7 protein-coding genes and 1 pseudogene are annotated in these 13,116 nt (G+C 41.9%); 7 read left to right on the top strand and 1 reads right to left on the bottom strand.

All coding sequences use genetic code 11. From position 1 onward, the window contains the following. Window positions 1-6 precede the first annotated feature (6 nt). Together bglH and EFK13_RS20185 are read left to right on the top strand one after the other, a co-directional pair. Entirely contained in the window at window positions 7-1,416 is a 1,410-nt protein-coding gene (gene bglH, locus EFK13_RS20190) for an aryl-phospho-beta-d-glucosidase (protein WP_129507123.1), read from the top strand. 102 nt (window positions 1,417-1,518) lie between these two features. Further along, on the top strand, window positions 1,519-1,965 hold the full coding sequence (locus EFK13_RS20185; RefSeq protein ID WP_129507124.1) for a universal stress protein: 447 nt from the start codon (window positions 1,519-1,521) through the stop codon (window positions 1,963-1,965). Between the two features lie 33 nt (window positions 1,966-1,998). Here EFK13_RS20185 and EFK13_RS20180 read toward each other — a convergent pair whose 3' ends face one another. Then, window positions 1,999-2,730: a 2OG-Fe dioxygenase family protein gene (locus EFK13_RS20180; protein ID WP_129507125.1), complete on the bottom strand. Its 732-nt coding sequence runs from the start codon at window positions 2,728-2,730 to the stop codon at window positions 1,999-2,001. A gap of 167 nt (window positions 2,731-2,897) precedes the next feature. Here EFK13_RS20180 and EFK13_RS20175 point away from each other — a divergent pair, with 167 nt between their 5' ends. The 5 genes and pseudogenes from EFK13_RS20175 to EFK13_RS20155 all read left to right on the top strand — a co-directional run. After that, window positions 2,898-3,641: an SDR family NAD(P)-dependent oxidoreductase gene (locus EFK13_RS20175; RefSeq protein WP_129507126.1), complete on the top strand. Its 744-nt coding sequence runs from the start codon at window positions 2,898-2,900 to the stop codon at window positions 3,639-3,641. 66 nt (window positions 3,642-3,707) lie between these two features. Beyond that, window positions 3,708-4,643, top strand: a complete 936-nt coding sequence (locus tag EFK13_RS20170; RefSeq protein WP_129507272.1) for a DMT family transporter — start codon at window positions 3,708-3,710, stop codon at window positions 4,641-4,643. Window positions 4,644-4,812: 169 nt separating this feature from the next. Next, entirely contained in the window at window positions 4,813-11,820 is a 7,008-nt protein-coding gene (gene wapA, locus EFK13_RS20165) for a tRNA nuclease WapA (protein WP_129507127.1), read from the top strand. Window positions 11,821-11,842: 22 nt separating this feature from the next. After that, window positions 11,843-12,763, top strand: a complete 921-nt coding sequence (gene wapI, locus EFK13_RS20160; protein WP_129507128.1) for an immunity protein WapI — start codon at window positions 11,843-11,845, stop codon at window positions 12,761-12,763. An 86-nt stretch (window positions 12,764-12,849) separates the two neighbouring features. Next, window positions 12,850-12,978 (top strand): annotated as a pseudogene (locus tag EFK13_RS20155) (hypothetical protein); the annotation flags it as partial. Between the last annotated feature and the right edge of the window lie 138 nt (window positions 12,979-13,116).

Raw genomic sequence — 13,116 nt, 5'->3', positions numbered from 1 at the left:
ATCAATATGAGTTCAAATGCAAAACGATTTCCAGAAGGATTTTTATGGGGCGGCGCGGTTGCTGCCAACCAGGTTGAAGGTGCTTATAACGAGGGCGGCAAGGGGCTCTCGACAGCTGACGTATCGCCGAACGGCATCATGTCCCCATTTGATGAATCGATGACTTCCTTGAATCTGTATCACACCGGAATTGATTTTTATCATCGCTATAAAGAGGATATCGCCTTGTTTGCAGAAATGGGGTTCAAGGCATTCCGCACATCGATTGCGTGGACGAGAATTTTTCCGAATGGCGATGAAAAGGAGCCGAATGAAGAGGGCCTCACATTTTATGACAAGCTGTTTGATGAACTGTTAAAGCATCATATTGAGCCTGTCGTAACCATTTCTCATTATGAAATGCCGATCGGTTTAGTAAAGAATTATGGCGGCTGGAAGAACCGCAAAGTCATCGAGTTTTATGAACGCTATGCCAAAACTGTATTCCAACGCTATCAACACAAAGTGAAGTACTGGATGACCTTCAACGAAATTAACGTGGTGCTCCATGCGCCGTTTACCGGCGGGGGCCTTGTTTTTGAAGAAGGAGAAAACAAACGAAACGCGATGTATCAGGCGGCACACCACCAATTTGTGGCCAGTGCTCTTGCTGTCAAAGCGGGTCACGAGATCATCCCTGATTCGAAAATCGGCTGTATGATAGCGGCAACGACAACCTATCCGATGACATCTAAGCCGGAGGATGTTTTCGCGGCAATGGAGAATGAGCGCAAAACACTTTTCTTCTCAGATGTTCAGGCGCGAGGCGCGTACCCGGGATATATGAAACGCTATCTGGCGGAAAACAATATTGAAATTGAAATGGCTGAAGGCGATGAAGAGCTCTTGAAAGAACATACGGTGGATTACATCGGATTCAGCTACTACATGTCGATGGCGGCAAGCACCGATCCAAAAGATCTTGCGAAATCAGGAGGAAACCTTTTGGGCGGAGTCAAAAATCCTTATCTGAAATCATCAGAATGGGGCTGGCAGATTGATCCGAAAGGCTTGCGCATCACGCTCAACACCTTATATGACCGCTATCAGAAGCCTCTTTTCATCGTTGAAAACGGCCTTGGCGCTGTAGACAAAGTTGAGGAAGACGGCACCATTCAGGACGATTACAGAATCAACTATCTCCGTGATCATCTAATTGAAGCGCGGGAAGCCATTGCGGACGGCGTGGAGTTAATCGGCTACACATCTTGGGGGCCAATTGACCTTGTCAGCGCATCCACTGCGGAAATGAAAAAGCGCTACGGCTACATTTATGTGGACCGGGACAATGAAGGAAACGGAACATTAAACCGCACCAAGAAAAAAAGCTTCAGCTGGTATCAGCAGGCCATCGCTACAAACGGGGAGAGTCTCTGACAACTTTTTGAAAACTGATGCGCTTCGATTGACAATAACCGGAAACAGGCGGACAATAAAAGAGAAAGATGAACCACCCACAGTCCGAAAGGCGGGAAGAGCATGTTTAACAAAATGTTAGTTGCGATTGACGGATCAGAAATGAGTGCAAAAGCGCTTGATGCCGCAGTGCATTTGGCTAAAGAACAGCAGGCGGAACTAAGCATCCTTCATGTGGGGAGAGAGGCTGTCGTCACGACTTCTTCTCTGACGGGAATTGTCTATGTGCCTGAACATTTTATTGATGAAATCAGGAACGAGGTTAAAAAAGAAGGCCTGAAAATCCTTGAGAACGCAAAAGAAAAAGCAGCCGATAACGGTGTTCAAGCTGAAATCATTTACGCGAATGGCGAGCCGGCGCATGAGATATTAAATAACGCTAAAGAGAAAGGCGTCAGCCTGATCGTAGTCGGAAGCCGGGGCATCAGCGGCCTGAAAGAAATGATGCTTGGAAGCGTCAGCCATAAAGTGTCTCAATTATCGCCTTGCCCGGTTTTGATTGTTCGATAGATTTGTTAAAAAAAGCGCCCTTGGGCGCTTTTTTTATCTGTTAGAAAATGTAACTAATAATATATCTCGATGCGCGCCATCTATATTGGCAGTGCCGACCGGTGTTACCGCATGAAAGACCTTTTGCCCCAAAGCGAGGGTTTCAAGCGGGTCCGTCAGCCGCAGCACTTTATCAATTTGTTTCACAGACGGAGCAATCAAGTTATCCCCGCCGATGGCGTCCTCGCTCAGTTTAAACAGATGAACGAATACAAGCGGTTCATCGTCACGGTGCAGCCAAATGGGAGAACTGTATGAAGGCGCGTCAGGTGTCACATGATACCTAATTTGGTGGAGCCCGACGATCACTTCTTTCTCCCAATCTACAAAATCGGTTTGACGAGCCATTTCTACATTTGAATGTATCATTTGCTGCGTCACAGGATGCTGTAGAAACTCATTTGATATTTTATCGAATTCTCTGACAATACCGCCGTCATCGTAATTATATTCTTTTGATTGGAAATACCCGTTATCCGGATCTAATTCAAGGGTGTCGGAGTGAGGAGCCAGAATATAGCGGGAATGCGCTCTGTAACGGCCGCCTCCTTTAGGATCAGCTTTCAAATCCTCATATGTAAGCTGTAATTCGCGGACTGCGGCTTCTGTAGTTTTTTGCTGGTAGAAATCTGCTGGAATATACGAATAGCCGTTTTCCTTTAAAAAAGAAGCATAATTAGAAATATCGGATGTTAACTCTTTTTGTACGTTTGAAACTTGAACCATATGAATCTCTCCTTAAAAAGCAGATGATTTTTTTGGTAATTTCCTGTATGATAGAAAATGTGGAAAATAGAGGATGTAATGCAATGCTAAATTATTTGTAATATATTGTCAAACTATAGTATTCAGATTATTAAAAATTAACAATATAAAAAAAGGCAGAATGTAAAATGGTGAAAAAAAAGAATATAATAATCACTGGGGCAAATAGCGGAATCGGCTTTGCAGCGGTAAAGCAATTTCTAGCGGACGGATTTCGGGTCGTTGGAGTAGATATTCAAACGAATAAAATGTCAGAATTTATAGTAAACAGTGACTTTCACATGGCAGAAGCAGACTTGTCTGATGTTCAGCAGGCGGAATCGTTGATGCCAAAGCTTGAACAAAGCCAATTGATTCCGGACATCTTAATCAATGCAGCAGGAATAAGGGAAATCACCCCTGTTCTTGAGTTATCGGCAGAATCATTCAAAAAGGTCATAGACATTAATCTCACGGCCGCCTTTATTCTTTCCCGGGACGCGGCAAGGCTGTGGTCTAAGCTGGAGAAACAAGGCTGTGTGATCAATATCGCCTCTGTGTCCGGGCTGATGGCTGAGCCGGCGCGGGCTGCCTATGTGTCTTCCAAGCATGCGGTCATCGGATTGACGAAGCAGCTTGCTATGGAATTTGGATCTAAGGGAATCAGGGTGAATAGCATTTCACCGGGCGTGATCCAAACAGAATTAACGGAAGAGTATTTTCAAGACGATGAAATGGTTCAGCTGATCAAAGATAACCATGCCCTCCATACGTGGGGGCAGCCGAATGATATCGTTTCCTGTATGAAGTATTTAGCTTCGGATGATGCGCACTTTATTACAGGCTCAAACTTTGTCATAGACGGCGGCTGGACGGCCGGCAAGAAACTATAAAAAAGGGAAAGCACCTAGCAGTTGGGGTGCTTTTCCATATACATAACTGGAGGTAGAATACGCTTGATGCAGCAAGATCTCTCAATCGTAACAAAACAAAAATCAACAGCCGTGCTGAAAATGGTCATCTCCATGGTGATTTTCGGTTCCATCGGCTTTTTCTCAGAGCATACCAATCTGCCGTCATTTGAATTGGTATTTGTCCGCTGCCTTTGCGCGACACTATTTTTAAGCTTTTGCTGGCTGGCATCCGGCCAGTATAAAACTGAAAAGTGGAGCAAGAGAGAAGTGCTGCAAACATTAGCGTGCGGTTTCTTTCTTGTATTCAACTGGGTATTTTTATTTAAATCTTTTGAAGAAACATCTGTCACGATCGCCATCTCCGTTTATCACCTTGCACCGGTGCTTGTTCTTCTTCTGGGGAGCATCATCTACAGAGAGAAATTAAATGTGATCTCCGTCAGCTCCATTATCATCTGTTTTCTGGGAACTGCGCTGATTTCCGGGATTAACGGCAGCACTTCAATTACACAGCTGATGGGATCAGGGATCATTTGGGCCGTTCTCGCCGCACTGTTTTATGCGTTCACCACTTTATTGGGCAAAGGCATTCAAAACCTCAGCCCTTACACGACCACCTTCCTGCAAACCGGTTTAGGGGTGATCATCCTGATTCCATTTATTCACTTCGGCGCTTTTGCTGACCTGTCTCAAGGAAATTGGATCATGGTGGTGTCTACCGGTATCATCCATACGGGTATTGTCTATTTGCTGTTTTTTGACAGTTTGCGATTTTTATCAACAAAATTTATCTCAATCATTGTCTTCCTCGACCCGGCTGTCGCTATCGTACTCGATACCGTCTTCACGGGTTTCCGCCCAGATCTCTATCAAACACTAGGCATCGTGATGATCTTTGCGGGCATGGCTTTGACGCTTGTCAGGAGGCGAGGGAAGGCGGATGTGGTTGCTGAGGGTAAGGATATTGAACAAATTCAATAATGATAGAAAGAGTGTAAAAAGGCCTAAGTGGCCTTTTTATTTTTGGGTCAATTTCCTCTGGTTAATTCTTAAAATAAGATAAACTTTCCAGAAAAATATTGCAATAACATTTCATGATCATTAAGATTATTTGTTGAATGTTACTTATATTACAAAAAGGAGAGAGGAAATGAAAAAAAGAAAGAGGCGGAACTTTAAAAGGTTCATAGCAGCATTTTTAGTATTGGCTTTAATGATTTCATTATTGCCAGTAGATGTACTAGCAAAAACCACAGAAGAAGAGGAGGGAAATGGTGTTACGGCTTCTGATCCTGAAGAAACTCTTCAGAATGAACAAACAGAGCAAGCTGTACCTTTCAATCAAAAAGATATAAACAAAGAGGGAGAGATCACCTCAGAAAGAACAGAAAATACAAAGCTCTATTATGAAGGAGACGGTGTTTATAAACAGCAAGTATACCTTGATCCCATTCATACAAAGGAAACACCAAATGCTGACTGGGAAGACATTTCTCCTGAGTTAAAAGAATCGACAAGCAAACAAGTCGAGACAGAGAATGCCATTTTGAATTCAGATTTCCAAAAGCAAATGAAGAACGGGCTTTATGCGACTTTTGAGCATAATGAGCATAAGGTTACATATTCACTTGTAGAAGCGAAAGGCCCAAACAAAACTTCACTTACTCCGAAAGATACCTCAGCAGATTATAAGACTGACAGTAATGAGATTGTTTATCCGGATGTTTTTCCGAATATTGATCTTCAAACTTTCACATTCAATGAAAACATAAAAGAAGATTTAGTCCTTCATCAATATGATGGGTACAACACATTTACATTTCAGTTGAAAACCGATTTGCAAGCTAAAGAACAAGATGATGGATCCATTGATTTTTCTGATGAAAAAGGCAAAGTTGTTTTTTCTGTGCCTAAACCTTTTATGACGGATTCTAAGTTAGATGAGCTTTCCGGTGAGGTTGAACGGTCTGACAAAGTCGGCTACAAGCTGGAAAAGAATGAAGAAGGGTATTTGCTTCATCTTACAGCAGACGAGAACTGGCTGAAGGATCCTGAACGTGTATATCCAGTATCTATCGACCCGTCAACATCATTATCTGTTTCATCAGATACGTTTGTCATGAGTGCCTATCCGACGACGAACTATTCGGCGTCCACGCAAAAATGGGACGCTAATTTAAAGGCGTATGTGCTGAAAACGGGCTATTATGACAAAACAACAGGCACAAACTACGCGTTCATGAAATTTAACAACCTAAAACCGATTCAAAATATGACTGTCACCAAAGCAACATTAAAAACATACGTCGCCCATTCCTATTATGGAACAAAGGCAACCGGTCTTTGGCTGGATACAGTTAACAGCAATTACGATAATGGAAAAGTGACATGGAACACCAAACCGGCATCGAAAAATATCGGCAAAGCTGAGGTCCATAAAGGACAGTGGGCAAGTTACGATGTGACTGCTGCTGTAAAGTCATGGAATTCCGGCGGGGCCAACTATGGATTTAAGCTTCATACAAATGGAAACGGTAAGGATTATTGGAAAAAACTGATTTCTTCAGCGAACTCCGCTAATAAACCGTATATTGAAGTGACGTATACCATACCAAAGGGAAACACCCCTGCTGTTAAAGCATACAGTAACGGGAACGGCACTGGCTTTTTCAATATCAGCTGGAAAAAGGCCGATGGGGCAAAAGGTTATAAGGTATGGATTTATAATGGGAAAGAATATCAAGCGATCTCAGTCGGCAACACGACATCATGGAGCTCAAAAGGGAAAAACATTTGGCCGACAAGTGCAGAAATTTCATCCGGTAAATACAAGCTTCACCTTGATGGAAAAGGCGGAACTGAATTAGCGCTAGATCCATCTCCCGTGTATAAGAATTCTGGCGGAAGCTATGCCACAAGCAAAAACTATTGGATTGGCGTCAGTGCAATATTTGACCAGGGTGAAGGAGCGATGTCCGCACCGGCAAAGCCCGTTATTCCTAATGTAGGAAAAGCACAAGCACCGTCAACAAAGGGCTTTAATAATGGGAATGCCACAGGATACTTCGATCTTTCTTGGAAAGCTGTATCTGGTGCAACCGGCTATAAAATTCAGGTGTTCAATGGGAAAGGCTTTGAGACACTTGATCTCGGAAATCAGACGTCTTGGTCCACCAAGGGGAAAAAGATCTGGCCGACAAGTGCTGAAATCAAAGCGGGAAAATACGCTCTTCATCTAAAGGACGGAAACGGAGCAGAGCTGCCAATCAATCCCGGTCCGACTTATAAAAACGCCGGTGGAGATGGAGCCAAAAAAAATTACTCATATAAAATTATCGCATATAACAAAGCCGGCGAAGCTATTGCATCACCGGCTGCTAACCCGACACTTCCTGATATCGCTAAGCCGAAAAATTTAACTGGCTACTTGTATACAAATACAAAATCAAGTCAAACAGGCTATGTGAACTTAATATGGGAAAAGGTTCAAAATGCGAAAGGCTATAAAGTTAACATTTACAACGGTAAAGAATATCAGTCTTTTGATGTTGGTGACGCGGATCATTGGACAACCCAAAATAAAAACATCTGGCCGACTTCTGGGGAAATAAAAGCCGGAAGCTATAAGCTGCATACAGATGGAAAAGGCGGGGAATTAGCCCTCGATCCATCTCCTGTTTATAACAATGCAAATGGGAATTACAAAGGGAAGAAGAATTATTCCTTCACTCTTTCCGCGTATGATGCAAATGGTGAAACGATTCCGACGGCTCCCTTTAACCCAACGTTCCATGAAGGCGCAGAATTCCTTGGAACAGAAGAATACTGGTCTATCATTGATATCCCAAGCGGCCAGTTAAATGGTGCGACAGGCAATGTCATTGTGAATGAAGAAGATTTGTCAATTGACGGACGCGGTCCGGGACTTGGCTTATCGAGAACCTACAACAGTCTTGACAGCTCTGATCATTTATTTGGGCAAGGCTGGTATGCTGATTCAGAAACATCTGTCATTTCAACGGATGGCGGAGCAATGTATATTGATGAAGACGCTACTACACATCGATTTACTAAAAAAGCCGATGGCACGTATCAGCCGCCGACCGGTGTATATCTTGAATTAACAGAAACAGCTGATCAGTTCATATTAAAAACAAAAGATCAAACTAATGCTTATTTCAATAAAAAAGGCGGCAAACTTCAAAAAGTAGTGGATGGCCACAACAATGCAACTGTCTATACTTACAATGACAAAAATCAACTGACCGCCATTACAGATGCATCAGGCCGCAAGCTTACATTTACCTATGATGAAAACGGCCATGTGACTTCCATCACCGGACCTAAGAATAAAAAAGTCACCTACTCATATGAGAATGATTTGCTGAAGAAGGTTACGGATACAGATGGGACTGTCACAAGCTATGACTATGATGGCGAAGGGCGCCTTGTCAAACAGTATTCAGCCAACAGTACCGAAGCAAAGCCTGTCTTTACCGAATATCAGTATAGCGGACACCGTCTCGATAAAGCGATCAACGCTAAAAAAGAAACATATGTCTATAGCTATGATGCTGATAAAAAGACACTTCTCATGACACAGCCAAATGGCCGGAAGGTACAGTATGGCTATAATGAAGCGGGAAATCCGATTCAGGTTATTGATGATGCCGAAGGGCTAAAAATTACAACGAATACAAAATATGAAGGTAATAATGTCGTAGAAGATGTAGATCCAAACGACGTCGGCACCGGAAAAGCAACGGAAAGCTATCAATATGACAAAGATGGCAACGTTACGTCTGTTAAAGACGCATATGGAACTGAGACATACGAATACAACAAAAACAACGATGTCACAAAAATGAAGGATACCGAGGGCAAAGTCACGGATATTGCTTATGACGGACTGGATGCTGTATCCGAAACCGATCAGAGCGGAAAATCATCTTCAGCAGCTGTTTATGACAAATACGGAAATCAGATTCAATCGAGCAAAGATTTATCAGCTTCAACTAATATTTTGAAAGATGGAAGCTTTGAAGCGCAAAAATCCGGCTGGAATCTGACTGCCTCAAAAGACAGCGGCAAAATTTCAGTCATCGCCGATAAAAGCGGAGTTCTTTCCGGATCAAAGGCATTGGAAGTCTTGAGCCAATCAACGTCTGCCGGAACCGATCATGGGTATTCGTCAGCGACTCAAACAGTTGAACTGGAGCCGAATACAACCTATACATTAAGCGGGAAAATCAAAACAGATCTTGCGAAATCAAGAGCCTACTTTAACATTGATTTGCGAGACAAAGATCAAAAACGAATTCAATGGATTCACAATGAATACAGTGCATTAGCCGGAAAAAATGACTGGACAAAACGGCAAATCACTTTTACGACTCCAGCGAATGCAGGAAAAGCTGTTGTGTATATGGAAGTCGATCATAAAGATAAAGATGGCAAAGGAAAAGCATGGTTCGATGAAGTCCAGCTGGAAAAAGGCGAAGTATCATCAAGCTATAATCCAGTTCTAAACAGCAGTTTCACATCAGCAACGGAAAACTGGAATGTAAGCGGGGCATCCGTTGATTCTAAAGAAGGCTTTAATGATGACGTATCATTAAAAGCTGCCCGGACCAGTGCGTCCCAAGCCGGATCAGTAACAAAACAAACCGTTGTCTTAGGGCAAAGCGCAAACGACAAACCAGTTTATATCACACTGACAGGAATGTCGAAAGCCAGCAGCGTCAAATTTACAGATGAAAAAGACTATTCTCTGCAGGCGAATGTCACTTATGCGGACGGCAGCACAGGTGTATACAATGCCAAATTCCCTTCTGGAACACAGGAATGGAACCGGGCAGCTGTCGTTATACCAAAAACAAAGCCGATCAATAAAGTCGATATCAGCATTCTGTTCCAAAAGAGTGCGACAGGCACAGTCTGGTTTGATGATATCCGCCTGATTGAAGGAAGCCTTTTAACAAAAAGCACGTATGACAGTAATGGTAACTATGTGACCAAGGAAGAGGACGAACTCGGTTACACCACTTCAACTGATTACGATGAAACTGGTAAGAAAACGTCTGAAACGGATGCAAAAGGTGAAAAAACAACCTATACGTATGATCAGGCAGACCAATTGACAAACATGACGCTCTCTAACGGCACGTCTATCCTTCACAGCTATGATAAGGAAGGCAATGAGGTAAGCAAAACCATCCGGGCGGGAGCAGATCAAACCTATAAATACGAATATGATGTGATGGGCAAGCTTGTCAAAACAACTGATCCTCTGGGCAATGTGTTAGCAAGCGAATATGATGCCAACAGCAACCTGACCAAAACCATTTCACCAAATGGCAACGAAGTGTCTCTTTCTTATGATGGAACAGACCGGGTGAAATCAAAGTCGTATAACGGTACAGAAAAGTACAATTTCACGTATGACAAAAATGGAAATGAAACGTCGGTCGTCAATAAAGAGCAGAACACCACAAAGAAACGGACATTTGACAACAAAAACCGTTTAACCGAATTGACTGACCGCGGCGGCAGCCAAACTTGGACATATCCTAGTGACTCCGATAAGCTGAAAACATTCTCGTGGAGCCATGGGGATCAAAAAGGAACGAATCAATTTACGTATAACAAACTGGATCAAATGGTTGAGATGAAAGACAGTACATCATCATATTCATTTGATTATGATGAAAATGGCAACGTCCAAACCTTTATTACGGGCAATGGCGGCGGAACAAGTTTTTCATATGACGAAAGAAACCTTGTAAGCTCGCTGCATATCGGCGACAAAAACGGCGGAAGCATTCTGACGGAAAGCTATGAATACGACGCCAACGGCAATCGCACAACGATAAACAGCTCAGCAAGCGGCAAGGTGCGATATGAGTATGGGAAGCTGAATCAGCTTGTCAAAGAAACCCATGAAGACGGTACTGTCATTGAATACACATACGATGGATTCGGAAACCGGAAAACCGTTACCACTGTAAAAGACGGTTCAAGCAAAACGGTGAACGCTTCTTTCAACATCATGAACCAGCTGACAAAAGTCAATGAGGAAAGCATCTCTTACGATAAAAACGGCAACCGCACATCCGACGGCAAATTCACATATATGTGGGATGCAGAAGATAACCTGACCGCCGTTACAAAAAAAGGCGAAGACAAGCCATTCGCAACATATAAGTATGACGAAAAAGGAAACAGAATCCAAAAAACCGTCAACGGAAAAGTCACGAACTACTTCTACGACGGAGACAGCTTGAACGTCTTGTATGAAACAGACGCGGACAACAAAGTTACAAAATCATACACGTACGGAGACAGCGGCCAGCTGTTATCCTACACAGAAAATGGCAAGAAATATTTCTATCACTACAACGCACACGGCGACGTCATCGCGCTCTCAGACAGCACTGGAAAAACCGTTGCCAAGTATCAATATGACGCATGGGGAAATCCAACAAAAACCGAAGCAAGCGATGAAGTAAAAGACAACCGCTATCGCTACGCAGGCTACCAATATGACGAAGAAACCGGCCTGTACTATCTCATGGCCCGCTACTACGAGCCAAGAAACGGCGTGTTCTTATCGCTAGACCCAGACCCGGGTAGCGACGGAGATTCATTGGATCAGAATGGCTATGCTTATGGAAATAATAACCCAGTGATGAATGTTGATCCGGATGGGCATTGGGTGTGGCTTGTGGTAAATGCCGGGTTTGCAGCCTATGATGGATATAAGGCATATAAATCAGGTAAAGGGTGGAAAGGTGCTGCTTGGGCAGCTGCTTCTAACTTTGGTCCTGGGAAGATATTTAAGGGTGCTAAAAGGGTTTATAGATTTGCGAAATCAGGTAAAAATTTCAACTGGAAACATATCAAAAAAGATCATGGTCCTAAGTCGAAGGCACGAATGCCAAATGGGCAACCAAAAAGCAAGTTTAGAAGTGCTAAAACTTTAAGAAGAACAACTAAGGCAACAGCAAGAACTAGACCGGCATACGTCCAGAAAGATGGTAGAACAGTACACTTTAAGAAGTTTAAAAAGCCTATTGGAAGAAAAACGAATGGTCGGCATACTTATACTGTAAAGGTTGTTAAGTCTGGAAGGTATGTTGTAACCAGTTACCCTTATTAAAAAGTGAATAAAAGGAAGAAAGATGATTCTTTCTTCCTTTTTAAAAATAGAAAGGATGTCATCTATGCATGAATTAAAGTTTATAGATTTGAATGTCGAAGTAAATGAGGAAGATACAGTATTACTATCGGTGACTGAATCAGAAATAATTGTATTGACTAAAAAGGAATTTGATTATGGTGCTAAATATATAAATCATATTGTTCTCTACTGTAACACTGATGGACGATTCTTAAATAGCTTTAGCATACAAACAAACGAAGAAGTCATAAATGTACAAAAAGTTGATGATTCATTCTTGTTTTTAATTGATAAAGAGTACGAGGATAGTGTTAGAGACGTTGAACCTAATATATATTTGTGGAATCCGATTGAAGGATTCCAACAATCTTTTTATGCGGGGCGATACATTAATTCAATGATGATAGATCAAAATAAGAATTTATGGGTCGGCTATGATGAAATGGGTATATTTTCATGCGTTGATCAGGAAATAAGCACGAGAGGGATTAATAAATTCGTTTTGAAAAATGGAAAATATGAATTGTATTCCCATGGTATTAGTTCTTATGTGATTGACCAATATTATTCTACTTTTGTAAGTGAGGATGCCATCTATTTGTATTACAGATCGATGGGTGAAGATTATTTACAAAAATTGAATTTGCTTGGAGAAACATTAGAAAGAGTTGAGGTTGGAATAGAGTGTAGTTCATGCATCAAAAATGGATCATCTATTTATCTTTTCAGTCGTGATGATGACTCTTACAATATTGAAAAAGTATTCAAGACGAATGACATGCAAAATTATGTAGAACAAGAAATTTCAAATGAAAACAATGGAGAAAGTCTATGTTTTACACAAGTAGCTTCCTATAAAGATAAGGTTGCAGGAATTGATCATAATAATAAGCTTTTTCTGTTAAATAATCAAAGCTTATAAAGGGATGCATAACAAGTAGACTCATCAAATTTGGTAAGAAGTGAAAGTGAGAAATCTAGGTGAATCATAAAAATAGGGGGATTCATTTGAATATCACACAATACGAGAAAATGAAAAAACATCTTTCTGATGCGGATACAGGTCCATTTACATTAAACGAGTTTTCTTTCTATATGAAAGAAGATGATCGTTATATTCATATTCCTGTGTTTGAATTAAAACTATCAGCTCAAACCTGTGACATTCATTTGCGGTTTGAAGACATTAGTGCATCAAGGCTGGATGACCTTGAATCCATCGATGCGGTTGAGTTGGAGATTTTACCGACTGATGATCAGTGGGAAAGACTCCGT

This window comes from Bacillus cabrialesii, assembly GCF_004124315.2.
In the GTDB taxonomy this organism is placed as follows: Bacteria; Bacillota; Bacilli; order Bacillales; family Bacillaceae; genus Bacillus; species Bacillus cabrialesii.
This window is presented reverse-complemented; position numbering and strand designations above follow the sequence as displayed.

Bases quoted from the DNA above. Each gene is read 5' to 3' on its own strand.
- bglH (WP_129507123.1), top strand. From the start codon at position 7: ATGAGTTCAAATGCAAAACGATTTCCAGAAGGATTTTTATGGGGCGGC.
- EFK13_RS20185 (WP_129507124.1), top strand. From the start codon at position 1,519: ATGTTTAACAAAATGTTAGTTGCGATTGACGGATCAGAAATGAGTGCA.
- EFK13_RS20180 (WP_129507125.1), bottom strand. From the start codon at position 2,730: ATGGTTCAAGTTTCAAACGTACAAAAAGAGTTAACATCCGATATTTCT.
- EFK13_RS20175 (WP_129507126.1), top strand. From the start codon at position 2,898: ATGGTGAAAAAAAAGAATATAATAATCACTGGGGCAAATAGCGGAATC.
- EFK13_RS20170 (WP_129507272.1), top strand. From the start codon at position 3,708: ATGCAGCAAGATCTCTCAATCGTAACAAAACAAAAATCAACAGCCGTG.
- wapA (WP_129507127.1), top strand. From the start codon at position 4,813: ATGAAAAAAAGAAAGAGGCGGAACTTTAAAAGGTTCATAGCAGCATTT.
- wapI (WP_129507128.1), top strand. From the start codon at position 11,843: ATGATTCTTTCTTCCTTTTTAAAAATAGAAAGGATGTCATCTATGCAT.